The organism is Mesorhizobium sp. WSM4829 (genome assembly GCF_055811475.1).
Map to the genome: position 1 here is coordinate 271,146 of NZ_JBVVQJ010000002.1, position 23,585 is coordinate 294,730.

Annotated in this window: 19 protein-coding genes; 13 read left to right on the forward strand and 6 right to left on the reverse strand. The window is 63.6% G+C overall.

Annotated features, from left to right (window positions below; translation table 11 throughout):
- Positions 1 to 175: 175 nt before the first annotated feature.
- Entirely contained in the window at positions 176 to 1,198 is a 1,023-nt protein-coding gene (locus tag AC0L17_RS03605) for a serine hydrolase domain-containing protein (protein ID WP_473514792.1), read from the forward strand.
- 34 nt (positions 1,199 to 1,232) lie between these two features.
- Here the strand turns inward: AC0L17_RS03605 and AC0L17_RS03610 are convergent, their stop codons facing one another.
- Positions 1,233 to 2,591 (reverse strand): NAD(P)-binding domain-containing protein, encoded by a 1,359-nt coding sequence (locus tag AC0L17_RS03610; protein ID WP_473514793.1) that lies wholly within the window; start codon positions 2,589 to 2,591, stop codon positions 1,233 to 1,235.
- A 255-nt stretch (positions 2,592 to 2,846) separates the two neighbouring features.
- On the opposite strand from AC0L17_RS03610, the gene AC0L17_RS03615 reads away from it, so the two are divergent.
- Positions 2,847 to 3,557 carry a helix-turn-helix domain-containing protein gene (locus AC0L17_RS03615; protein ID WP_473514794.1) on the forward strand — a complete coding sequence of 237 codons (711 nt, stop codon included), beginning with the start codon at positions 2,847 to 2,849 and terminating at the stop codon, positions 3,555 to 3,557.
- Between the two features lie 216 nt (positions 3,558 to 3,773).
- Here the strand turns inward: AC0L17_RS03615 and AC0L17_RS03620 are convergent, their stop codons facing one another.
- Genes AC0L17_RS03620 through AC0L17_RS03635 form a run of 4 tightly spaced genes read right to left on the reverse strand, consistent with a single transcriptional unit; the run spans position 3,774 to position 7,530 of the window.
- Positions 3,774 to 4,814 carry a heme-dependent oxidative N-demethylase family protein gene (locus AC0L17_RS03620; protein ID WP_473514830.1) on the reverse strand — a complete coding sequence of 347 codons (1,041 nt, stop codon included), beginning with the start codon at positions 4,812 to 4,814 and terminating at the stop codon, positions 3,774 to 3,776.
- A gap of 9 nt (positions 4,815 to 4,823) precedes the next feature.
- Entirely contained in the window at positions 4,824 to 5,789 is a 966-nt protein-coding gene (locus tag AC0L17_RS03625) for a PDR/VanB family oxidoreductase (protein WP_473514795.1), read from the reverse strand.
- Positions 5,786 to 6,382: a dimethylamine monooxygenase subunit DmmA family protein gene (locus AC0L17_RS03630; protein WP_473514796.1), complete on the reverse strand. Its 597-nt coding sequence runs from the start codon at positions 6,380 to 6,382 to the stop codon at positions 5,786 to 5,788. Before AC0L17_RS03630 ends, AC0L17_RS03625 begins: the two co-directional genes overlap by 4 nt.
- 14 nt (positions 6,383 to 6,396) lie before the next feature.
- A complete protein-coding gene (locus AC0L17_RS03635; protein ID WP_091600567.1) occupies positions 6,397 to 7,530 on the reverse strand; it encodes an aminomethyl transferase family protein in 1,134 nt (377 codons plus the stop codon).
- 163 nt (positions 7,531 to 7,693) lie between these two features.
- On the opposite strand from AC0L17_RS03635, the gene AC0L17_RS03640 reads away from it, so the two are divergent.
- From AC0L17_RS03640 to AC0L17_RS03690, 11 genes are all read left to right on the forward strand, one after another.
- Complete coding sequence (locus AC0L17_RS03640; protein WP_473514797.1) at positions 7,694 to 9,091, forward strand: ammonium transporter; 1,398 nt, start codon at positions 7,694 to 7,696, stop codon at positions 9,089 to 9,091.
- A 37-nt stretch (positions 9,092 to 9,128) separates the two neighbouring features.
- Complete coding sequence (locus AC0L17_RS03645) at positions 9,129 to 9,347, forward strand: hypothetical protein (protein ID WP_287072904.1); 219 nt, start codon at positions 9,129 to 9,131, stop codon at positions 9,345 to 9,347.
- A gap of 133 nt (positions 9,348 to 9,480) precedes the next feature.
- On the forward strand, positions 9,481 to 10,377 hold the full coding sequence (locus tag AC0L17_RS03650) for a class II glutamine amidotransferase (RefSeq protein ID WP_473514798.1): 897 nt from the start codon (positions 9,481 to 9,483) through the stop codon (positions 10,375 to 10,377).
- Positions 10,378 to 10,381: 4 nt separating this feature from the next.
- On the forward strand, positions 10,382 to 11,113 hold the full coding sequence (locus tag AC0L17_RS03655) for a GltB/FmdC/FwdC-like GXGXG domain-containing protein (RefSeq protein ID WP_473514799.1): 732 nt from the start codon (positions 10,382 to 10,384) through the stop codon (positions 11,111 to 11,113).
- A 6-nt stretch (positions 11,114 to 11,119) separates the two neighbouring features.
- Positions 11,120 to 12,448: an FMN-binding glutamate synthase family protein gene (locus tag AC0L17_RS03660; protein ID WP_473514800.1), complete on the forward strand. Its 1,329-nt coding sequence runs from the start codon at positions 11,120 to 11,122 to the stop codon at positions 12,446 to 12,448.
- A gap of 37 nt (positions 12,449 to 12,485) precedes the next feature.
- Positions 12,486 to 13,793 carry a type III glutamate--ammonia ligase gene (glnT, locus tag AC0L17_RS03665; protein ID WP_473514801.1) on the forward strand — a complete coding sequence of 436 codons (1,308 nt, stop codon included), beginning with the start codon at positions 12,486 to 12,488 and terminating at the stop codon, positions 13,791 to 13,793.
- Positions 13,794 to 13,885: 92 nt separating this feature from the next.
- Positions 13,886 to 15,139, forward strand: coding sequence for a sarcosine oxidase subunit beta family protein (locus AC0L17_RS03670; protein WP_091600574.1), 1,254 nt, complete (start codon positions 13,886 to 13,888; stop codon positions 15,137 to 15,139).
- A gap of 16 nt (positions 15,140 to 15,155) precedes the next feature.
- The gene (locus AC0L17_RS03675) at positions 15,156 to 15,428 is read left to right on the forward strand and encodes a sarcosine oxidase subunit delta (RefSeq protein WP_473514802.1); all 273 of its coding nucleotides are present in this window, start codon (positions 15,156 to 15,158) and stop codon (positions 15,426 to 15,428) included.
- A gap of 229 nt (positions 15,429 to 15,657) precedes the next feature.
- On the forward strand, positions 15,658 to 18,636 hold the full coding sequence (locus AC0L17_RS03680; protein ID WP_473514831.1) for a sarcosine oxidase subunit alpha: 2,979 nt from the start codon (positions 15,658 to 15,660) through the stop codon (positions 18,634 to 18,636).
- A complete protein-coding gene (locus AC0L17_RS03685; protein WP_473514803.1) occupies positions 18,629 to 19,258 on the forward strand; it encodes a sarcosine oxidase subunit gamma in 630 nt (209 codons plus the stop codon). The genes AC0L17_RS03680 and AC0L17_RS03685 overlap by 8 nt, the downstream gene beginning before the upstream one ends.
- A 264-nt stretch (positions 19,259 to 19,522) precedes the next feature.
- Entirely contained in the window at positions 19,523 to 21,892 is a 2,370-nt protein-coding gene (locus AC0L17_RS03690; protein ID WP_473514804.1) for a DUF1989 domain-containing protein, read from the forward strand.
- Positions 21,893 to 22,056: 164 nt separating this feature from the next.
- Here AC0L17_RS03690 and AC0L17_RS03695 read toward each other — a convergent pair whose 3' ends face one another.
- On the reverse strand, positions 22,057 to 23,550 hold the full coding sequence (locus tag AC0L17_RS03695) for an aldehyde dehydrogenase family protein (protein ID WP_473514805.1): 1,494 nt from the start codon (positions 23,548 to 23,550) through the stop codon (positions 22,057 to 22,059).
- Positions 23,551 to 23,585 lie beyond the last annotated feature (35 nt).

Sequence of the window (23,585 nt, forward strand, 5' to 3'; positions counted from 1 at the left end):
GCGGCAATTGGCGCGCTCTCCATGACCTGACTAAATTTTGAGGTAATGTTTGTCTAATCTCGCACCGACGCGAGCACGAAGTCTTCGAAAACATCCATCGATACCCCATCTAGGCAGGCGTCTTTGCCCGCCGCCCCACCTTCGTCTTGCCCAAAATGCATCCCAAGCTGGCTTCATGCTGAAGCGTCTCACTGTGATTCTCGCCTTTCTCCTCATCCTTTCCGTCGCTGCTCACGCCGCCGATGGCCTGGAGCAGCGGCTTGGAAAGCTCCTTGACGAGGCCGAGCGCCTGACGCCGCTGCGCACGGTTGCCATCGCGCATGAGGGCGCGGTGGTGGCCGAGCGCGGCTATCGCGGCCACTCCCCGACACGTCCTGCCAACGTAAAATCGGCCTCCAAGTCGATTATCTCGGCGCTCGTCGGCATCGCCATCGACAAGGGCGTGCTGCAAGGGACCGACCAGAAGATCGCTCCGCTTCTTCAGGCCGACCTGCCCGCCGACGCGGATCCGCGGCTCCAGCAGGTGACGATCGGTCATCTGCTTTCCATGCAGGCGGGGCTCGGTCGGACTTCTGGCCCAAACTACGGGCGCTGGGTGGCAAGCGACAACTGGGTGCGGGCAGCGCTGGCCATGCCCTTCGACGACGAACCGGGCGGCGCCATGCTTTATTCCACCGGCTCAACGCATCTGCTTTCGGCGATCCTGACGCGGCGGACCGGCCGCTCGACCCTGGAACTGGCGCGCGAATGGCTCGGGCCGCAGCAGGGCTTTTCCATCGCCGCCTGGGACCGCGACCCGCAGGGCATCTATCTCGGCGGCAACCAGATGGCGATGAGCCCGCGCTCGCTGCTCGCCTTTGGCGAGCTCTATCGCAGCGGCGGGAAGAGCCGCAGCGGACGGCAGCTCGTGCCGGCCGACTGGATCAAGCTCTCCTGGCAGCCACGCACCGCCTCGCGTTTCACCGGTGACGGTTATGGCTATGGTTGGTTCATCCGTCAGATCGCGGGCGAAACGGTCTTCTACGGCTGGGGCTATGGCGGGCAGATGGTCTATGTCGTGCCCGGGCGCGCGTTGACCGTGGTCATGACTTCAGATGAAAACGGCCCCGCCGGCCGCAACGGCCACCGCGACGATCTTCATGCCCTGCTCGGCCGGATCATCGAGGCGACGAAAGAGGTGCGCGAGGCTCGCAGCTAGTGCATGCGCGCAAAAGTGAGTGGCGAGGAATCCGCTACTCCGCCGCGACGCCTTTCACCTCGAGATAGGATTCCATCGAATCGTCCATCGCCTGCAGCCAGGGCGTATGGTGCAGCGGCGCCATCGTGCCGGTCATCAACGAGCGATAGGCATGGTCGCGGAAGCTCATGATGTCCTGCGCCTTGTGGTGCTCCCATTCCATGAAAGTCTGATTGACAGCCTCGACGTCGAAACCCGGATAATCGGTCTGCTCCATCAACTCCCTGGTGTAGTCGCCCTGGAACCAGATCATCTGCTCGGCGTCTTCCAGCGTTTCCTCACGCGCCCGCCATTTCGCGCCATGCTCGGCCATCACCTCGGCCGAAGGCAGCTTTATCCGGCCCATGATGACGTCGCGGGCGAACCAGGCCTGCGCGTCGAACATGTTGAAGGTGTAGAACTGGTCCTGCATGCCGATATAGGACAGCTGCGGGTTCTTCTCCCAGACGACGCCCTCAAAAAGCCCGTCCGGCCACATCCGGTTGGCGGTCTTGAGCTTCAGATCCTCGGTGAGGAACGGGAAGGAGTGGAGGTAGCCGGTACACAGGATGATGGCGTCGACATCCCTGGTACTGCCGTCCTTGAAATGCGCGGTCTTGCCGACGACCTTCTGCAGCAGCGGCACTTCCCGCCAGTTGTCAGGCCATTTGAAACCCATCGGCTTCGAACGGTAGCTGGAGGTGATCGATCTGGCGCCGTATTTGTAGCATTGCGAGCCGATGTCCTCGGCCGAATAGGAGCGGCCGATGATCAGGATGTCCTTGTCCTTGAATTCCATGGCGTCGCGGAAATCATGGCTGTGCAGGATGCGGCCGTTGAAGCTCGAAAAACCCTCGAAATAGGGAACGTTGGGCACGGAAAAATGCCCCGAGGCGACGACGACGTTGTCGAACTCCTCCGAATAGGTGACGTCGTTGCTGCGGTCATGCGCGGTGACGGTGAACTTTTTCGTCGCGTCGGAGAACGTCACCATACGCACCGGGCTGTTGAAGCGCACCCATTGGCGCACGTCGGATTTTTCGACGCGGCCCTTGATGTAGTCCCACAGCACGGCGCGCGGTGGGTAGGAGCCGATCGGCCGGCCAAAGTGCTCCTCGAACGTGTAGTCGGCGAATTCGAGGCATTCCTTCGGCCCGTTCGACCAGAGGTAGCGGTACATCGAGCCGTGCACCGGGTCGCCATGCTCGTCGAGGCCGGTGCGCCAGGTGTAGTTCCACAGGCCGCCCCAGTCGGACTGCTTTTCGAAGCAGACGATTTCCGGGATCTCCGCGCCGTTGTCGGCTGCCGACTTGAAGGCTCGAAGCTGGGCCATGCCGGACGGCCCGGCTCCGATGACGGCAACACGACTTTTCATTGCGGGCCTCCCGGTCTCATTTCCCTAACGAAACAAATTTCACTGACAGGACAGTAATTGCCCCTTCGATGCTGTCAACAGGCCTTCTGCCGAAACCACGGTTCACCCGATTGGATTTTCGGCAAAACGGCCAACGGCGGAAAAATCCAGAGAACGCGCGGTCGTTTAAAAGTGGCTTGCTGTCGCTGTTGCGCTCTGTATCCGCAGCGAATACGTTCACCCCGAGTGAAATAAATCTACAGACGGGGTGGCGACATGGCGAAGAAAGTTTCCAGTTTCAGGAATGGGGCAGCCGCCGCCAAGGCCAAGCCATCGCCTAAAAACGTGGCAACGATCCGGGCGCCACTGACCCAGGATCCGCACGCCGTTCGCGACACCCGCGAAAAGGTCCTCGAGGTCGCGATCGGCCGCGAGGTGCGGGCGTTTCGCAAGAAACTCGGCATCACTGTTGCCGATCTTGCCGCTGCCACCGACATTTCGCTGGGCATGCTGTCGAAGATCGAAAACGGCATCACCTCGCCGTCGCTGACCACCTTGCAGGCGCTGTCGCGGGCGCTCGGCGTTCCGGTCACCGCCTTCTTCCGCCGCTTCGAGGAAGAGCGCAGCGCCGTCTTCGTCAGGGCTGGCGAAGGCCTCGACGTCGAGCGCCGCGGCACGCGCGCCGGCCACCAGTACAATCTGCTCGGCCATATCGGCTCCAACACCAGCGGCGTCGTCGTCGAGCCCTATCTGATCACGCTGACCGAGGATTCCGATGTGTTTCCGACTTTTCAGCACGAAGGCATGGAGTTCCTCTACATGCTCGAAGGCGAGGTCACCTACCGGCACGGCAGCAATCTCTACCCGATGAAACCCGGCGACAGCCTGTTCTTCGACGCCGACGCGCCGCACGGGCCGGAGGTGCTGACAGTCCTGCCGATGCGCTATCTCTCGATCATCTGCTATCCGCAGGGCAGCGCCGGTTGAGAGGTTGGTCTGCGAAGGACTGCGCCTCATTCCAGCTTGGCTTCCTCGCCCCCACGAAGTGGGAGAGAGGTGCTCGGCGAAGCTGAGACGGAGGGGGGAACCGCGCCCTACGAAAGCCCCCTCTCCGGCCGCTTCGCGGCCACCTCTCCCCCGCTTCGCGGGAGCGAGGAACCCAGGTCTTGAGAGGGCAGCGCAACGGGGAACCCAGGCAAAAACTCAATCAGGCCCGAAGCCTGCTGACGTCAGGCTGCCGTCGTCGAGCTTCGACAGCCACTCGACCAGCGTCGCGCGATAGCGCGACAAGCCTTTGTAATTGGCGAGTTCTTCGGGCAGGTCGCGAATGACGCGATGCAGGCGCCGCGCCCATATCGGCTGCGTCACCAGCTCGTCCATCTTGATCAGGTAGCAGCGGATCGGGAAGACGATGCCGTTCGAGCGCGGCAGCCGCCAGAAGCTTTGCAGCTCAACGCGCAGGTGGACCTTGTCGCCGACGTTTTCGGGCGTCACCGTCGTCCGGTCAGGACCCCATTTATGATAATTTTCCGGACTGGTGTCGAGGCGCGGATTGATGGTCATCGTCCAGTTCAGCCGCCGCGCCGGCTTGCCCTGCTGGATGTTGGTGAGGAATTTTAGCGCCCGGGTGAAAATCCCCTTCTCATGCGCCAGCGGCACCGGCGCGTGCCATTCGAAGAAGTTCATGCCGATGTCGAAATCCAGCGACCAGTCGGCCTGGGTGGTGACCATGCCGGCATCCATCCACAGATTGCCGTCACGCTGGTCGAGGATGCAGAAATCGCCCTGGCTTTGCCGCGTGATGTATTCCATCGGCCCGTAGGGCAGCGTCGAGACATCGCCGAATGTGAAGCTGTCGTCGATGCCGAGCGGCCGGTTGATCCAGCGCCATTTGTCGCCGTCGCGCGTCAGCGTGAAATGCTCGGGATAGCCCAGCGCCTGCTGTTCCATCAGAAGTTCGAGCAGGTCCCAGCCGGCCAGCGTCATGTGCGGCAGCGACTGGCAGCGCAGCGGGTCTTCCGCCAGCACCAGCGCGCGGTCCTGCATCTCGGCGACATAGTGCTCGTCGACGTCGATCAGGTTTTCGAGCGCGCTGCCCTTCGGTCCGACGACGTGCGGCTCGATGTTGACCGCATACATGTAGCTGTCCTCGTGGAACGGGAACGGAAACCGCCTGATGTGCTCCGGGCTGTTCCTGAAGGTGAAGTCGTTACGGAACGTTTCGTTACGAAAGGTGATGCCCAGGCTCGCCTCCTATCTTTCCAGAACCAGCGACCTGCCCTCGAAGCGCGAGACGCAAGGCATGATCTTCTTGCCGCAACGGTGCTCTTCCTCGCTCAGCCAGTGGTCGTTGTGGATGAAGTTGCCGTCATGCGCGATGACATTGGTCTCGCACTGGCCGCAGACGCCGCCGCGGCAGAGATAGGGCGGATCGACGCCGGCCGCCTCGATCGCCTCGAGCAGGCTCTGCTGCTCGCCGACGCGGATGGTCATGCCGCTGACCGCCAGCGTCACCTCGAACGGGGCGCCGGGCTGCGGCGCGGCAAAATGCTCGAAATGCACGGTTTCCGCCGGCCAGCCCAGCGCAGCGGCGCGATCGCGCACCCAGCCGATCATGCCGGACGGGCCGCAGACGTAGAGATGCGTGCCGAGCGGCTGCGACGACAGCAGCCGGTCGAGCTCGATGCGCTCGTCGCGATCGTCGTGATAGAGCCTGACCCGGCGATCGTAGCGCTCCTTGAGCACATCGGCATAGGTGCCGAGCGAAGCGGTGCGGCAGGTGTAATGCAACTCGAAATTGCCGCCATCCGCCGCCAGCTGCGCGGTCTGCGCCATGAACGGCGTGATGCCGATGCCGCCGGCCAGCATCAAATGCTTCCTGGCGCGCAGGTCGAGCGAGAACAGATTGACAGGATAGCTGATCACCATCTCATGGCCGGGCCTGACAGTGCTGTGCATGAACAGCGAGCCGCCGCGGCCGGCATCGTCGCGGCGCACCGAGATGGTATACTCGCGCGTGTCGAGCGGCGAGCCCATCAGCGAATAGGGATTGAGCCTGGTCCGCTCGCCGTCGCGCATCTCCACCACAACATGGGCGCCGCCGGAGAATGTCGGCAAAAGCTGCCCGTCGCGCCGGCGGAAATGGAAGCGCGTTACCAGTTCGTTGACCGGGACGACATCGCTCACCACGACGTCGAGCTTGGTGGTGCCGGTGCTCATCGAAAGATCTCCTCCGCCGGAGGAATTTCGCTGCGGTCTTCCGCATTGATGCAGACGCCCTGGAATGCGGCGAGGCGCCTGGAATAGTGATCGCGTACCAGAAGAAGCAGGCCACAATGCGAGCAGGTCGCCGGCTGCGTCGTCACGCTTTCGGTGATGCCCTTGCAATGGACGCATTGGACGCGGCGCGCCAGCGAGCCGCGATGCTCGGTCTGGATCGAGGTGTGGTCGATGCCGGCTTCGAGCGCCGCCTGCATCGCCTGGCCGATCAGCCCCTCGGTGCCGGCGAGATAGAGGCGCAGGCCCATATGCGCGTTGGCCAGCGTCTGCTTCAGCCGCGGCAGGGCGCTGGCGAAGGAAGGCCCCTGATAGAACTGGGCCGGCTTCAGCGCTTCGAGCGCGGCGACATGCTGGCCCTCATTACCGGGGATGAAAATAATATGGGCATCGGCAAAAAAACCGTCGGGCGCCTTGGGGGCCAAGTCCGTTATCGCCAGCGCGCCGTCTGCATCGGCCACGAAAAGATGGTGCTTGCCGGGCTGCGGCGACAGGGTTCCGTAGACCGGCCGGCTGATGATGCTTTTCGCTGCCATCCTCTCAGTATGCCTCAGCCTTTTGCCGTGCGCTTGGTCTTCTTCGGATCATCGAATGGAAGCGGCTCAGCCGTCGCGCTGATGGCGCCGCTCTGGTTGCGGATCTCGAGCCTGGTGCCCTGGACGGCGCAGTCGACGTCGAGCCGGGCAATGCCCATCGATTTCTGGACCAGCGGCGAATACATGGCGCAGGTCACCACGCCGACCCTTTTGCCGTCGCGATAGACCGGTGCGCCCTCGTCGGCCGGCTCCTTGCCTTCGAGCAGCACGCCGAAGATCTTGAAGCGTTCCTTGCCCTTGAGGCGGTAGTGCTCCTCGGCGCCGCGAAACCCTGTCTTGCCGGGGCTGACGGTAAAATCGAGGCCGAGTTCCCACAGCGTGTCGCCGGGGCCTTCGTTCTCGAACGGATATTTCTGCGAATTGTCGTAGGGGTAGAACAGGAGGTAGCTCTCGACGCGCAGCATATCGAGCGTGGTGAACCGGCACGGGATGATGCCGGCGCTCTTGCCCTCGTCGAGGATGGTGTCCCAGATCGTGCCGGCATCCTGGCCACGGCAGAAGATCTCGTAGCCGCGTTCGCCGGTGTAGCCGGTGCGCGAGATCATCACCGGAAAACCGAACAGCCGGGTCTGCATGTGATGGAAATAGGCGAGGTCGCGTATGCCAGGCACATGCTTGGCCAGGTAGTCGACTGATATCGGTCCCTGCAGCGAAAGGTCGTGCAGATTGTCGTCAAAGCGCAGCGAGACATCGCGGCCCATGGCGGCGCGCTGCAACTCCTCTTGGCCGGTGCCCGAACCATGCACAACCATCCAGGCATTCGGACCGGTGCGGTAGAGGATGCAGTCGTCGGTGAACTTGCCGGCCTCGTTGAGCATGCAGGCATAAGCCGACTTGCCGGGATATATTTTCTCGACGTCGCGCGTCGTGGCGAGGTCGATCAGGTGCGAGGCATGCGGCCCGGTGATGTGGACCTTTTTCAGGCCCGACACGTCCATCAGCCCGGCCTTGGTGCGGATGGCGATGTACTCCTCGTCGGCGTCCTTGTCGTAGGTCCAGGCCGTGCCCATCCCGCTCCAGTCTTCGAGCTTCGAACCGAGCGCACGATGGCGATCCGCCAAGGTCGAAAATCTCCAGGATGCGGTCATGGACTTGCTTCTCCTCACAAGATTGCCGGCGTCCGCCGCTCAAGGGCACTGAGGCCATGCGACGGTCCGCGCCATATTGACTCAAAACTCCAAAAGCGCGCAATACTAAGATGCAAAAAGTTTTACTGAGAGGCAAGGAACGCAACTGAACAGGGGACATGCAATGGAAGGGAATCTCAACGCTCTAACGACCATTTTCACGGAGTTCTATTACTGGGTGACCATCGTCATGATGTTCCTGATCCATGTCGGGTTCTGCATGTACGAGGTCGGCGTGTCGCGCCGGCGCAATCATCTGAAAACGCTGATGAAAAACGCGATGGCGATTCCGCTCGTCACGATCACCTTTTATTTTTTCGGATGGTGGATCTATTTCGGCTTCCCCAACGGGCCGGGCATCGCCGGCGGACTTGTCACCGCACCTTTCGCCGAACCATGGAATCCGCTGATGGGCACCCATCTCTCCGGCGTCAATCCCGGCGAGACGGGGGTCACGCCGACCGACGCGGCGTTGTGGCATCGCCTCAACGGCGTGTTCTGGGGCGCCTTTCTGCTGTTCTCCATCACGACGGCGTCGATCATCTCGGGCTCGATCATAGAGCGCGCGCGCTCAGGCGCGTTCTGGATCGTCGCGGTCCTGATCGGCTCGGTCCTGTGGATCCTCGACGCGTCCTGGGGCTGGCATCCGCAAGGCTGGATGGTGAAACTCTGGGGCTATCATGATGCCTATGCATCGGGGGTCGTGCACGCGATCGCGGGCGGAGCGGCGCTCGCTTTTCTCATCGTGCTGGGCCCGCGCATCGGCAAGTTCAGGCCCGACGGCACGGCGCGCGACATCCCGCCCCACAATGTCTGGCTGGTCACGATCGGCCTGTTCCTGATCTTCACCGGCTTTTGGGGCTTCTATGCCGCGTGCAACATTCCGCTGATCAGCCCGGCCACGATTGCCGGCCAGATCACCGGCGAGACCTGGACGGCGACCAATATCTATCTCGCGCCGACCACGCTCTCGGCGGTCACCTTCAACTTCTTGATGTCGCTGTCGGGCGGCATGCTGGCCGGCTACATCGTCTCGAAAGGCGACCCTTTCTGGACATTCTCGATGGGGCTTTGCGGCATCATCTCGGCGTCTGCCGGCAATGACCTCTATCACCCGATCCAGGCGATGCTGATCGGCGCGATCGTCCCGAGCATCTGCTACAAACTGCACTATTTCGTCGAGCGCCGCTTCAAGGTCGACGATGCGGTCGGCGCCGTTGCCGTGCACGGCTATGGCGGCTTCCTCGGCGTCGTGGTGGCGGGATTCATGCTGTGGGGACAGCCGTCCTCGCCCTATGAGGGCTTCGCGCACATCAACCCGCTCGGCAATTTCGCTGGTGCGGTGCTGATGTTCGTGCTCGGCTTCGTCCCCACCTTCGTCGTCTGCAAGATCCTCAACAGCATGAACCTGCTGCGCGTCCCGAAGAAGGTCGAACTCGAGGGCGTCGACTTTGCCCTCAACCATGCGTTCGAGGCGTCGGTCCGCGAACTGGGAACCGCCGAAAAGGCCATGATCAAATAGTCAACCGACAACTAGTCAACCGACAGGGAGAACCGCAATGTCGACCAATGGAATGGAAAGCTGGGCCGTGGACCTCAAGGACGTCGGCGCGATCTACCCTTTCCAGGGTTCTGAAGTGGTGATGGTGATCGTCGGCCTCGTCTTCTGGATCGGGTGGCACGTCCTCCAGACGCGCCAGGAGAACGCTGAGATCGAGGCCGATATGGCGGCGGATCGCACCGGCGAGGAGACCAGAAAGGCGATCGATCGCCATTAGACCGGAATAAGGTCGTCTGGCGCCTCAAATTGCGCCGGACGACTTGTCCAAGATGAAAAAAACTTTCATATGAGTTGAATTCTTGATATGAAGCTGGTAGCACCGAAATCATACCTCACCGCGGGAGCCTGACATGTGCGGAATCGTCGGATTGTTTTTGAAGGACAAGGCGCTCGAGCCCCAGCTCGGCTCGATGCTTTCGCAGATGCTGATCTCGCTCAGCGATCGCGGTCCCGACAGTGCCGGCATCGCCATCTATGGCGCGCCATCCGGCAACGAGGCCAAGATCACCATCCAGTCGGCAAAACCGGAGCAGGATTTCCGCAACCTTGACGCCGAACTCGCCAAGGCGATCGGAGCGCCAGTAAGCATCGCAGTGAAATCGACGCATGCAGTGGTCAGGACCGCGCCTGCCAAGATCGACGAAATGCGCGAGGCGATCCAGGCGCTGCGCCCCGACATCCGCATCATGGGCGCCGGCGAGGTCGTCGAAATCTACAAGGAAGTCGGCTTGCCGGAAACGGTTGTCGATCGCTTCGACGTGCGCAGCATGACCGGCACGCACGGCATCGGCCATACCCGCATGGCGACGGAATCGGCGGTGACGACGATGGGCGCGCATCCGTTCTCGACCGGCGCCGACCAATGCCTGGTGCATAATGGCTCGCTTTCCAATCACAACAATGTCCGCCGCGAGCTGATCCGCGAAGGCATGAAATTCGAGACCGAGAACGACACCGAAGTCGCGGCCGCCTACCTCTCCTCGCAGATGGCGCATGGCAAGAATCTCGGCGAGGCGCTGGAAGGCACGCTGAGCGACCTCGACGGCTTCTTCACCTTCGTCGTCGGCACCAAGAACGGCTTCGGCGTGGTGCGCGATCCGATCGCCTGCAAGCCTGCCGTCATGGCCGAAACCGACCAATATGTCGCCTTCGGCTCGGAGTATCGTGCGCTGACCAAACTGCCCGGCATCGACAATGCGAGGGTCTGGGAACCCGAGCCTGCAACCGTCTATTTCTGGGAGCATTGAGTTCATGCCGGCAATCAACGTCTCCAAGGCACTCGATCAGAGCCATGCATCAGGGGTGTTCGACCTGGCCGAGATGCCGTTGCGCGAGCTTAACCAGGCGCTTCACGATTTGACTCCCGGTTCGAACCAGACCGTCTGGGAAGTGCTCAATCCGAAAGGCAGCCATTCGGTCGCCGTCGGCGTCGACCAGCCGGTCACCGTCGATGTCCGCGGCAGCGTCGGCTATTATTGCGGCGGCATGAACGACGGCAGCGCCATCACGGTGCATGGCTCGGCCGGACCCGGCGTCGGCGAAAACATGATGTCTGGCTCGATAACGGTCAAAGGCGATGCCAGCCAATATGCCGGCGCCACCGGCAGGGGCGGGCTGCTGGTCATCGAGGGCAACGCGTCGTCGCGCTGCGGCATCTCGATGAAGGGCATCGACATCGTCGTCCACGGCAATATCGGCCATATGTCGGCCTTCATGGCGCAGTCCGGCAATCTGGTGGTGCTGGGCGATGCCGGCGATGCGCTCGGCGATTCCATCTACGAGGCGCGGCTGTTCGTGCGCGGCAAGGTCGGCAGCCTCGGCGCCGACTGCATCGCCAAGGAGATGCGGCCCGAGCATCTGGCATTGCTGCAGGACCTGCTCGACCGCGCCGGGGTGACCGGCGTCAAGGCGGCGGAGTTCACGCGTTACGGCTCGGCGCGCACCCTCTACAATTTCAACATCGACAACGCCGACGCGTATTGAGGCTCAATGACCTATCGCAACCCGCCGACGACGCCGCGCAAATCCGCGACCTTCGACGACTACACGCTTTCCGAGATCCGTCGCGCCGCTGCGACCGGCATCTATGATATCCGCGGCGCCGGCGCCAAGCGCAGGCTGCCGCATTTCGACGACCTGCTTGTCCTCGGCGCCTCGATCTCGCGCTATCCGCTCGAAGGCTATCGCGAGCGCTGCGACACCAGTGTCGTGTTGGGATCGCGCCATGCGAAAAAGCCGATCGAGCTGAAAATCCCGATCACCATTGCCGGAATGAGTTTTGGCTCGCTGTCCGGCCCGGCCAAGGAAGCGCTCGGCCGCGGCGCGACGCTGTCCGGCACCTCGACGACGACCGGCGACGGCGGCATGACCGAGGAAGAGCGCGGCCATTCCAAGACGCTGGTCTACCAGTACCTGCCGTCGCGCTACGGCATGAACCCGCGCGACTTGCGCCGGGCGGATGCGATCGAGATCGTCGTCGGCCAGGGTGCCAAGCCCGGTGGCGGCGGCATGCTGCTTGGCCAGAAGATCTCCGACCGTGTCGCCGACATGCGCACGCTGCCCAAGGGTATCGACCAGCGCTCAGCCTCACGCCATCCCGACTGGACCGGGCCCGACGATCTCGAAATCAAGATCCTGGAACTGCGCGAAATCACCGACTGGGAAAAGCCGATCTACGTCAAGGTCGGCGGCGCGCGGCCCTATTACGATACAGCCCTTGCGGTGAAATCAGGCGCCGATGTCGTCGTGATCGACGGCATGCAGGGCGGCACCGCCGCAACCCAGGAAGTGTTCATCGAGAATGTCGGCCAGCCGACGCTTGCCTGCATCCGGCCGGCGGTGCAGGCACTGCAGGATCTCGGCATGCATCGCAAGGTGCAGCTGATCATCTCCGGCGGCATCCGCAACGGCGCCGATGTCGCCAAGGCGCTGGCGCTCGGCGTCGACGCGGTGTCGATCGGCACCGCCGCACTTGTCGCGCTCGGCGACAACGATCCGCGCTGGGAGGCGGAGTACAACGAGCTCGGCACCACCGCCGGCGCCTATGACGACTGGCACGAGGGCCGCGATCCGGCCGGCATCACCACGCAGGACCCCGAGCTGATGAAACGGCTCGATCCGATAGCGGCCGGGCGACGGCTGGCCAATTATCTCAAGGTGATGACGCTGGAGGCGCAGACCATCGCCCGCGCCTGCGGCAAGAACAGCCTGCACAATCTCGAGCCCGAGGATCTCGTCGCGCTGACGATCGAAGCCGCCGCCATGGCCGGTGTGCCGCTGGCCGGCACCAACTGGATACCGGGGAAGAACGGCTTCTGATACCAGACTACCAAATACCAATAAGCGAGGAACTATAATGGGGAACGATCTCGCCGCCTTCGCCAAAGGGAACGGCGTCAAATATTTCATGATTTCCTACACCGACCTGTTCGGTGGACAGCGCGCCAAGCTGGTGCCGGCGCAGGCCATCGCCGACATGCAGAAGGACGGCGCCGGCTTTGCCGGCTTTGCCACCTGGCTCGACCTGACGCCGGCGCATCCAGACATGCTGGCGGTGCCGGATCCGGATTCGGTCATCCAGCTGCCGTGGAAGCCGGAAGTCGCCTGGATTGCCGCCAATTGCATGATGGACGAAAAAACGGTCGCCCAGGCGCCGCGCAACACGCTGAAGCGGCTGATTGACGAGGCGGCGGGCGACGGCATGCATGTCAAGACCGGCGTCGAGGCCGAGTTCTTCCTGATCTCGCCGGACGGCAAGACGATTTCCGACGAATACGACACGGCGTCAAAGCCCTGCTACGACCAGCAAGCGGTGATGCGGCGCTATGATGTCATCGCCGAGATCTGCGACCACATGCTGGCGCTCGGCTGGGGCGCCTACCAGAACGACCACGAGGACGCCAACGGCCAGTTCGAGATGAACTGGGCCTTCGACGATGCGCTGGCGACCGCCGACAAGCATTCCTTCTTCAAGTTCATGGTGAGGTCCATTGCAGAAAAGCACGGCCTGCGCGCCACCTTCATGCCAAAACCATTCCCCGGCCTGACCGGCAATGGCTGCCACGCCCATATCTCGGTGTGGGACAAGGACGGCAAGACCAATGTCTTTGCCGACAACGCCATGGAGCTCGGCCTGTCGGCGAAGGGCAGGAATTTTCTCGGCGGCATCATGAAGCATGCCTCGGCACTTGCCGCGATCACCAACCCGACCGTCAATTCCTACAAGCGCATCAATGCGCCGCGCACCATTTCGGGCGCCACCTGGGCGCCGAACTCGGTGACCTGGACCGGCAACAACCGCACCCACATGGTGCGCGTGCCCGGCCCGGGACGCTTCGAGCTGCGCCTGCCCGACGGCGCGGCAAACCCTTATCTGCTGCAGGCGGTCATCATCGCCGCCGGCCTCGACGGCATCCGCTCGAAGGCCGATCCCGGCAAGCGCTACGACATCGACATGTACCAGTTCGGGCATACGGTGGAGGGCGCGCCGAAGCTGCCGCTCAACCTGCTCGATGCATTGCGCGAGTTCGACAACGACAAATCGCTCAAGGCGGCGCTGGGTGAGGAATTCTCGTCGGCTTATCTAAAGCTGAAGCATCAGGAATGGAATTCCTATGCTTCCCACTTCACCCAGTGGGAGCGCGACCACACGCTGGATATCTAGAGCATCGGACCGAAAAGTGTGAAGCGGTTTTCGGACGATTCCGATGCGTCAAGAATGGTCCTGCGCGGCGCGAGCGACCTCGGAATAGAACCATGAAATACTCGATCTTCTCCCTCGCCCGTGCGGCATTTTCCGGCCACAAAAATTGGCAGCGCACCTGGCGCGACGCCAGCCCGAAGGACCGCTACGACGTGGTGATCATCGGTGGCGGCGGCCACGGCCTGGCGACGGCATGGTTCCTCGCCAGCGAATACGGCATCAGGAATGTCGCCGTGCTCGAAAAGGGCTGGATCGGCTCCGGCAATGCCGGCCGCAACACCACCATCATTCGCTCCAATTACGGGCTGCCCGGCAATACCGGCTTCTACGAGCTGTCGATGAAGCTGTGGGAGCGGATGGAGCAGGACCTCAACTACAACACGATGGTCAGCCAGCGCGGCGTCATCAACCTTTACCATTCCGATGCGCAGCGCGACGCCTATGCGCGGCGCGGCAACACGATGCGCATCAACGGCATCGATGCCGAACTGCTCGACCTTGCCGCGGTCAAGAAGATGATGCCGTTCCTGAACTTCGACAATGCCCGCTTTCCCGTGCAAGGCGGCCTGCTGCAGCGGCGCGGCGGCACAGCACGCCACGACGCCGTGGTCTGGGGCTACGCCCATGCGGCGAGCGCGCTCGGCGTCGACATCATCCAGAACTGCGAGGTGACCGGCTTTGGGCGCGACGCCAACGGCAAGGTGACCGGCGTCGAGACATCGCGCGGCACAATCGGCGCCGGCAAGGTCGGCATGGCCGTCGCCGGCAGTTCGTCGCGCGTCGCGGCGATGGCTGGCCTGCGGCTGCCGATCGAGAGCCATGTGCTGCAGGCCTTCGTTTCCGAGGCGATCAAGCCGCTGATCCCCAATGTCATGACCTTCGGCGCCGGCCATTTCTATGTTAGCCAGTCGGACAAGGGCGGGCTGGTCTTCGGCGGCGATATAGACGGCTACAATTCCTATGCCCAGCGCGGCAACATGCCTGTGATGGAAGACGTCTGCGAGGGCGGCATGGCGCTGATGCCGATGATCGGTCGCGTGCGCCTGTTGCGCCAATGGGGCGGCATCATGGACATGTCGATGGACGGCTCGCCGATCATCGACAAGACGCCGGTGGACGGGCTCTATCTCAATGCCGGCTGGTGCTATGGCGGCTTCAAGGCGACGCCCGGCTCCGGCCTTGTCTTTGCCCATCTTCTGGCCCGCGACGAACTGCACAAGGAGGCGGCGCGCTTCCGCCTCGACCGGTTCCGGCGGGGCGCTGTCATCGATGAAAAGGGCGTCGGCGCCCAACCGAACCTGCACTGAGGACGGCCCGAAAAGCATGCGTATTGTCTGTCCCTTCTGCGGCGAACGCGAACTCGGCGAGTTCACCTATCTCGGCGACGCCAAGCCGCTGCGGCCGGCAGCCGGTGGCTCGGAAGACGAAGTGTTCGACTACGTCTATCTGCGCGACAACATTGCCGGCGAGACGAGCGAACATTGGTACCATGGCGGCGGCTGCCGGGCCTGGCTGAAGATCACCCGCAACACGCTGACACACGAGATTTCCTCGGTCGAGCCGGCGGCGGGCGTGGGTGCAAGGCAGGCAAAATGAGTATTCTTAGCCAACTCAGCGCCGCCCCTCATCCGCCTGCCGGCACCTTCTCCCCGTATAGTGACGGGGAGAAGGGAGATGGCCGCAACCTCGGCGCCCTTCCTGCTACGCTGGAGATTGGCGAAACCCTCAGTGAAGGCGTCCTTCTCCCCGTCACTATACGGGGAGAAGTGCCCGGCAGGGCGATGAGGGGCAGCGCGACGCTCGTGCATGGGGGCCGGGCATCGTGATTTCCAGCCAACCCAATCGTCTGCCATCCGGCGGTCTCATCGACCGCTCGTTGCTGCTGAACTTTCGCTTCGACGGCAAAACCTTTGCCGGCTTCCAGGGCGACACGCTGGCCTCGGCGCTGATCGCCAATGGCGTCAAGCTGGTCGGCCGCTCGTTCAAGTACCACCGGCCGCGCGGCATCCTGACCGCGGGCTCGGAAGAACCCAACGCACTTGTCGAGCTGCGCAACGGAGCCCGGCGTGAGCCCAACACCAAGGCGACCACCGCCGAACTTTATGACGGTCTGGAAGCCGCCAGCCAGAACCGCTGGCCGTCGCTGCGCCACGATCTGATGGCGGTCAACCAGCTGTTCTCACCGATCTTCGTCGCCGGCTTCTACTACAAGACCTTCATGTGGCCGGCAAAATTCTGGGAAGCAGTCTACGAGCCGGCGATCCGCCGCGCCGCTGGTCTCGGCCGCGCCGCGGGCGTTGCCGATCCTGATCATTACGACAAGACGTGGGCGCATTGCGACGTGCTGATCGCCGGCTCCGGCCCAGCCGGGCTGGCGGCAGCACTTGCCGCCGGCCGATCCGGTGCCCGCGTCATCCTGTGCGAGGAAGATTTTGCGCTTGGCGGCCGCCTGCTTGCCGACGGCGGCACGATCGACGGGGTGCCCGCAGCCGAATGGATTTCGCGCACGCTGGCAGAACTCGCCTCACTGCCCGATGTCCGCATCATGAACCGCACGACACTGTTCGGCGTCTATGATGGCGGCACCTATGGCGCCATCGAGCGGGTCAACGATCATCTGCCCTCGCCGCCGGAGCATCAGGTGCGCCAGCGGCTGTGGCGGATCGTGGCAAAGCGCTCGATTGTTGCCGCCGGCGCCATCGAACGGCCGATCGTCTTTGCCGGCAACGACACGCCCGGCGTGATGATGGCTTCGGCAATGCGGAGCTATATCGCGCGCTATGCGGCAACCCCGGCGAAGCGGATTGCGCTGTTCACCAACAATGAGGATGGCTGGCGCACAGTCGAGGCGGCACTCGGCGCCGGATTGCAGATCGCTGCCGTCGTCGATGCGCGTCCGGACGTATCGGCCGCGCATCGCGCGCTTGCCGCCAAAACCGGCTTTGCCGTTTTGAACGGTTTCCTCAGCGGGGTGGACGGCGGCAAGGACGGTGTCAGGAAAATCTCGGTGGCGCTCGCGGGCGGCGCACGCGCCGAGGTCGAAGCCGACGGGCTTGCCGTTTCCGGCGGCTGGAACCCGGCGGTCGGGCTGACCTCATGCCATCGCGGCCGGCCGCGATGGCATGACGATATATCGGCCTTCGTGCCGAACGGCGCGCCTCCCGACATGGTGGCCGCCGGTGCCGCCAACGGCGCTTTTGGGCTCGGCGCCTGCCTGCGCCAGGGGTTTGCCGCCGGTACGGCAGCGGCTGAGAGCGCCGGGCACAGCGGCAGTGCCGGCACGCCGCCAGTCGCCGACGACGAAGCTTTTTCGCTGACCCCGCTCTGGCATGTTGCCGGCAAAGGAAAAGCCTTTGTCGACTACCAGCACGACGTCACCGCTCCCGACATCGAACTGGCTCAGCGCGAAGGCTTTGAATCGGTCGAGCATCTGAAGCGCTATACGACGCTCGGCATGGCCACCGACCAGGGCAAGACCTCGAATGTCGCCGGCCTCGCCATCATGGCGGCGCTATCAGGCAAATCCATTCCCGAGACCGGCACGACGATCTACCGGCCGCCCTATGTGCCGGTCGCCATCGGCGCCTTTGCCGGCCATCATCGCGACGAAAACTTCCACGCGACAAGGCTGACGCCGTCGCATCACTGGGCAGTTGAACAGGGCGCTGTGTTCGTCGACACCGGCCTGTGGAAGCGGGCGCAATGGTATCCGCGCACCGGCGAGAAGGACTGGCTGGAAACGGTCATCCGCGAGGTCAAGGCGGTGCGCTCCGGCGTCGGTTTTTGCGACGTCTCGACGCTCGGCAAGATCGACGTGCACGGACCGGATGCCGGCGCCTTCCTCGACCGCGTCTACATCAACACCTTCTCCAATCTTGCTGTGGGAAAAGCCCGCTATGGGCTGATGCTGCGCGAGGACGGCATGGTCTATGACGACGGCACCACGTCGCGGCTGGCCGAGGATCACTATTTCCTGACCACCACGACCGCCAAGGCGGGGCCGGTGATGCAGCATCTCGAATTCTGCCGGCAGGTGCTGTTTCCAGAACTCGACGTGCAACTCACGTCAGTCTCCGACCAGTGGGCGCAATGCTCGATCGCCGGGCCGAAGACCCGGGACCTGCTTCGCGAAATCGTCGATCCGGCCGAGGACCTTTCGAACGAGGGTTTTCCATTCATGGGAGCGCGGGAGGTATCCCTTCGCGGCGGCATCAGGGCGCGGCTGTTCCGCATTTCGTTCTCCGGCGAGATGGCGTTCGAGATCTCCGTTCCGGCCCGCTACGGCGACGCGCTGGTGCGCAACCTGATGATAGCCGGCAAACAATACGGCGTTACGCCCTATGGCACCGAGGCGCTCGGCGTCATGCGCATCGAAAAGGGCCATGTCGCCGGGCCCGAGTTGAACGGCACGACGACGGCGGTCGATCTCGGCTTGGGCAAGATGATGTCGACCAAGAAGGATTTTGTCGGCCGCGTCATGGCCGGACGCGAGGCGCTGGTCGCACCGGATCGGCAGGTCGTGGTCGGCATCAAGCCGACGGACAGAGCGCGCCGCCTGCGCTCCGGCGCGCATGTCATCCCGAAGGCCGAGATACCGGGTCCCGACAACGATCAGGGCTATGTCACCTCGGTCTGTTTCTCGCCGACGCTTGACCAGTGGATCGGGCTCGCGCTTGTCGAGCGCGGCCGCGAGCGCATCGGCGAGATCGTCCATGCGCACGATCCGCTGCGAGGTGAAGACTATGACGTCGAGCTGTGCAATCCCGTCTTCTACGATCCGGATGGAGGGCGCCAGCGTGGCTGAAATTTCGTGGATTTCTCGCAGTCCGCTGGAGCATGCGCTTGTCGTCGGCGCCCATGGCGCGCGCGACGTCGCGCCGGGCATTTCGCTCACCGAGATTCGCAATTTCGACCTGATCCAGATCATGGCGCGGCGCGGCAAAGGGGCGGAACTGGCAAACGCCGCCAAGGTCCGTTTCGGCATGGCGGCTCCGGATCTGCCGAAGGCCGTCAGCGCTTCGGACGTGACGCTCATCTGGTCGGGACCGGATCAGTTCCTCGTCCTGTCCAAGAGCGGCAAACACACGATCGACATTTTGAGCCAGGCGTTCTCGCAGTCCGCCTCGCTGTCGGACCAGTCGCATGCGCGCGCCCTGATCAGCGTCTCGGGAGCCAAGGCGCGCGCCATGCTGGCGAAATTGTCGTCGATTGACCTGCACCCGACGGCGTTTCCGATCGACGCCGCTGCCGCCACATCGATCGACCACACCGGCGTCAATCTCTGGCGTGGCGATGACCGGCCGGACGGGCAGCCGATGTTCAACCTTCTGGTGTTTGCAAGTTTCGCCGAAAGCCTGTGGCACACGATGCTCGACGCAGCCGCCGAGTATGGCGTCGACATCGGGTATTCAGGGGAGTTGGGGTAGCGGTTGCCTCTTCCCTTCTCCCCTTGTGGGAGAAGGTGGATTGGCGCGCAGCGCCAAGACGGTTGAGGGGTGTTGGACGGAGTGCGGCCGATGCCAAGCTGGAGCACCCCTCATCCGACCGAGCTTCGCTCGGCCACCTTCTCCCACAAGGGGAGAAGGGGGAGCCCCACCACCTTCGCCTTGCCAAACCGACAAGCACTGCTATTCTTGCTGCGAAAATAATTTTACGCACAGGCAAACTTGTTTCTTGAGACCCGGGTCGAGATGAGCCAGTCGCCCTACCCCGCCGTCGCCGCCGGACCGCCACGACCGAGCCTGATCCTGCGGCCCGGCCAGATGGCGCTGCCCGCCGGCATGGAGCGCTATTCCGTCCACGGCAATGGTGCGGTGCTCATCGACGTCGAGGCCGGCGATACCATCAGCGTACGCAACGTCGAAGGCGGCCAGGCTTGCGAGTTGCTGGCTTGGGACAAGAGCGGCGTGCCTGATGCCGGCATTTTCGGCGAGAAATCGAACAGCAATGCCGCCGGCATCAAGGCGCTGCTGGCCGATGGCGACGACAGCCTCGCTTCGTTGCGCCGAGGGCTCGAGCGACGCCAGGTGCAGCTCGATCAGGCAAAGGCGGTTCGTGTCTTCGGCAGCGCCACCCCTGCCGGCACCGAACAGGGTTTTGCCGTCGCTCGCGACGGCTCGATGCTGATCGCCGCCCCGGGCGGGCCGATGCCGGTCGACGGCCACGACACGGCGACGCCGCTCAACGTCATCGTTCGCCGCGCCACGATCCGTCCGGCGGCGAAGTCCAGGCTTGGCGACCCGCTGGCCGACCCGGTGCTCGATTTGCGCGTCCATTCGGCGACCGCGGAAGCCTACTTCGTCAAGGCGGGTGACTATCTGCAGATCATCGATGTCGACGGGCGCCAATGCACCGACTTCCAGTGCTTTTCGGCGCGCAAGCTCGACAAGGGGCGCGACCATCCGCTCGACGTGACGACGACCCGCACGCTGATGGGTTCGAGCTATCCGATGCCAGGCCTGCATTCGAAATATTACGACCAGGACATGGAGCCGCTGGTCGAGGTGGTGCAGGACACCTGCGGCCGGCACGATGCGTTCGCGCTCGCTTGCGCCGCCAAATATTACGACGACATCGGCTATCCCGGTCACCCCAACTGCTCGGAGAACTTCAACCACGCGCTCGCCGACAAGGGTGTAACTCCTCGCGCGGGCTGGATGGCGATCAATTTCTTCTTCAACACGGCGATCGACGCGCATGGCGTCATGGTGTCGGACGAGCCATGGTCGCGGCCGGGCGACTATGTGCTGCTGCGGGCACTTACCGACATCGTTTGCGTGTCGTCCGCCTGTCCCGACGACACGACGCCGGCCAATGGCTGGAACCTGACCGACATCCATGTGCGGACCTATTCCGGTAAGCATAAATTCTCGCGAGCGATCGCCAGACGCATGACGCCCGATTCGGAACCGAAAATGACCCGCGAGACATCATTTCATTCGAGCTTTGCCAAGCACACCCGCAACTTCGTCGAGTACAGGGGTTATTGGCTGGCCAATTCCTTCGCAAAAGAGGGCCCTATCGACGAATACTGGGCGTGCCGGCAGGCCGCCGTCATCATGGACCTTTCGCCGCTGCGCAAGTTCGAGGTCACCGGCCCGGATTCGGAAGCGCTACTGCAATACACGCTGACCCGTGACGTGAAAAAACTCGGCGTCGGCCAGGTCGTCTATTCCGCCATGTGCTACGAGCATGGCGGCATGATCGACGACGGCACGCTGCTCAGGCTCGGCAAGGACAATTTCCGCTGGGTCGGCGGCGACGATCTTTCCGGCGAATGGCTGCGCGACACCGCGACGCGCCTCGGCCTCAACGTGCTGGTGCGCTCGTCGACCGACCAAATGCACAATGTCGCCGTACAGGGACCGAAGAGCCGCGACATCCTGAAGGAGATCATCTGGACCTCGCCGCTGCAGCCGTCGATCGAGGAGCTCGAATGGTTCCGATTCGCCGTCGCCCGCATCGGCGGCGGCAACGGCATTCCAATCGTCGTCTCGCGCACCGGCTACACCGGCGAACTCGGCTACGAGATCTGGTGCCACCCGCGCGACGCCGAAAAGGTGTTCGACGCCATCTGGGCGGCCGGCCAGCCGCATGGCTTGAAGCCGATGGGGCTGCAGGCGCTCGACATGGTGCGCATCGAGGCCGGGCTGATCTTTGCTGCTCACGAATTTTCCGACCAGACCGATCCGTTCGAGGCCGGCATCGGCTTCACCGTGCCGCTGAAGAGCAAGACCGACGATTTCATTGGCCGCGAGGCGTTGATCCGGCGCAAGGAAAACCCGCAGAGGAAACTGGTCGGCCTCGACATCGACGCCAATGTCGCGGTCGGGCATGGCGATTGCGTCCATGTCGGCCGCGCCCAGATCGGCGAGGTCACGTCCGCCATGCGCTCGCCGCTGCTCAACAAGACCATCGCGCTGGCCAGGCTTGACGTCACCCATGCTGCGATCGGCACCGCGGTCGAGATCGGCAAGCTCGACGGCCACAGCAAGCGGCTGCCGGCACGCGTCGTGACTTTTGCCCATTACGACCCGCAGAAGACCAGGCCGCGGTCCTGATCTTGCCTTCTCCCCTTGTGGGAGAAGGTGGATCGGCGCGTAGCGCCAAGACGGAAGAGGGGTGTTGGCCGGAGTGCCGTCCGTGCCAAGCTGGAACACCCCTCATCCGACCTCGCTTCGCGAGGCCACCTTCTCCCACAAGGGGAGAAGGGAGAGCCGCGTTTTCAATCGATCTTGATGAACACGCCCTTGGTGTTGAGATACTCGTCGAGGTGCTCGGCACCGCCCTCGCGGCCGTAGCCGCTCATCTTGTAGCCGCCGAAGGGCACGGCCGGATCGATGGCGTGATAGGTGTTCACCCAGACTGAGCCGGCGCGGATTTTTCGCGACAGCTGGTGGGCGGTGGCGACATTGCGGGTGAAGACCCCGGCGGCAAGACCGTAGGGCGTGTTGTTGGCACGCTCGACCGCCTCATCGAGCGTATCGAACGGCAGCGCCGAAATCACCGGCCCGAAGATCTCCTCGCGCGCGATCCTCATGTCGTCCGAGACATCGGCAAAGACGGTCGGCGCGACGAAATTGCCGGCGGCCAGCGCACCTTCCATGAGGCGTTGACCGCCGGTGACGAGGGTCGCGCCCTCCGCCGCGCCGGCCTCGAGATACGAGGCGACCCGTTGCAGCTGCTTTTCGGAGACGAGTGGGCCGATCTCGGTCGCCGGATCGATGCCGTCGCCGATCCTGAGACCCTTGGCATAGGTCGCCAGCCGCTCGACGAATTCATCATGGATGGAGCATTCGACGAACAGGCGCGAGCCGGCGATGCAGATCTGGCCGGAATTGGCGAACACCGACATCGCCGCCACCGGCACCGCCTTGTCGAGATCGGCGTCGGCGCAGACGATGACCGGCGACTTGCCGCCAAGCTCCAGCGAGACGCGCTTGAGGTTGCCGGCCGAGGCGCGGACGATCGACTGGCCGGTTGCCGTCGAGCCGGTGAAGACGATCTTGTCGACGCCCATATGCTCGGCAAGGGCGGCGCCTGCCTCGGCGCCGGTGCCGGTCACGATGTTGACGACGCCTGGCGGAACGCCGGCCTCGTTCATGATGTCGGCGATCAGAAGCGGCGTCAGCGGCGCCTCTTCCGACGGTTTCAGCACCACGGTGCAGCCGGTCGCCAGCGCCGGTCCGATCTTCCAGATCGAAGCGGCCGTCGGGGCGTTCCACGGGATGATGGCGCCGACGACGCCGACCGGCTCCTTGCGCGTAAAGGAGACGATTTCGCCCGGCAGCGAGTTCTCGATCGTCTCGCCGTGCAGGGAGGTCGCCATGCCGGCATAATAGCGCAGCATGCCGATAACACGATTGCGGTTGGCCAGGGTGCGCACGATCGGCATGCCCATGTCGGTGGTGTCCGAGCGGCTGATCTCCTCCCAGTGCTTTTCGAAGAGATCGGCGATCCTGAGCAGCAGCACCTGCCGCTCATAGGGTTTGTACCGGCTCCACGGCCCGTCGAAGGCCCTGCGCGCTGCGGCCACCGCCAGCTCAACATCCTGGCGGTCGCCGCGCGGCACCGTGGCAATGACCGCGCCGGTGGCCGGATTGCGGGTCTCCATGATCCTGCCAGAGCGGGCGTCGACCCAGGCGCCATCGACGAACATTTTGCGGTGGCGTCCGTCGATCGGCCGGCGCAGCGCCACCGGTGCCTGAGCTATGGTCATGACGTCCTCCTCCGGCGCGCGGTAGCCTCACTTGA

Bases quoted from the DNA above. Each gene is read 5' to 3' on its own strand.
- AC0L17_RS03605 (WP_473514792.1), top strand. From the start codon at position 176: ATGCTGAAGCGTCTCACTGTGATTCTCGCCTTTCTCCTCATCCTTTCC.
- AC0L17_RS03610 (WP_473514793.1), bottom strand. From the start codon at position 2,591: ATGAAAAGTCGTGTTGCCGTCATCGGAGCCGGGCCGTCCGGCATGGCC.
- AC0L17_RS03615 (WP_473514794.1), top strand. From the start codon at position 2,847: ATGGCGAAGAAAGTTTCCAGTTTCAGGAATGGGGCAGCCGCCGCCAAG.
- AC0L17_RS03625 (WP_473514795.1), bottom strand. From the start codon at position 5,789: ATGAGCACCGGCACCACCAAGCTCGACGTCGTGGTGAGCGATGTCGTC.
- AC0L17_RS03630 (WP_473514796.1), bottom strand. From the start codon at position 6,382: ATGGCAGCGAAAAGCATCATCAGCCGGCCGGTCTACGGAACCCTGTCG.
- AC0L17_RS03635 (WP_091600567.1), bottom strand. From the start codon at position 7,530: ATGACCGCATCCTGGAGATTTTCGACCTTGGCGGATCGCCATCGTGCG.
- AC0L17_RS03640 (WP_473514797.1), top strand. From the start codon at position 7,694: ATGGAAGGGAATCTCAACGCTCTAACGACCATTTTCACGGAGTTCTAT.
- AC0L17_RS03645 (WP_287072904.1), top strand. From the start codon at position 9,129: ATGTCGACCAATGGAATGGAAAGCTGGGCCGTGGACCTCAAGGACGTC.
- AC0L17_RS03650 (WP_473514798.1), top strand. From the start codon at position 9,481: ATGTGCGGAATCGTCGGATTGTTTTTGAAGGACAAGGCGCTCGAGCCC.
- AC0L17_RS03655 (WP_473514799.1), top strand. From the start codon at position 10,382: ATGCCGGCAATCAACGTCTCCAAGGCACTCGATCAGAGCCATGCATCA.
- AC0L17_RS03660 (WP_473514800.1), top strand. From the start codon at position 11,120: ATGACCTATCGCAACCCGCCGACGACGCCGCGCAAATCCGCGACCTTC.
- glnT (WP_473514801.1), top strand. From the start codon at position 12,486: ATGGGGAACGATCTCGCCGCCTTCGCCAAAGGGAACGGCGTCAAATAT.
- AC0L17_RS03670 (WP_091600574.1), top strand. From the start codon at position 13,886: ATGAAATACTCGATCTTCTCCCTCGCCCGTGCGGCATTTTCCGGCCAC.
- AC0L17_RS03675 (WP_473514802.1), top strand. From the start codon at position 15,156: ATGCGTATTGTCTGTCCCTTCTGCGGCGAACGCGAACTCGGCGAGTTC.
- AC0L17_RS03690 (WP_473514804.1), top strand. From the start codon at position 19,523: ATGAGCCAGTCGCCCTACCCCGCCGTCGCCGCCGGACCGCCACGACCG.
- AC0L17_RS03695 (WP_473514805.1), bottom strand. From the start codon at position 23,550: ATGACCATAGCTCAGGCACCGGTGGCGCTGCGCCGGCCGATCGACGGA.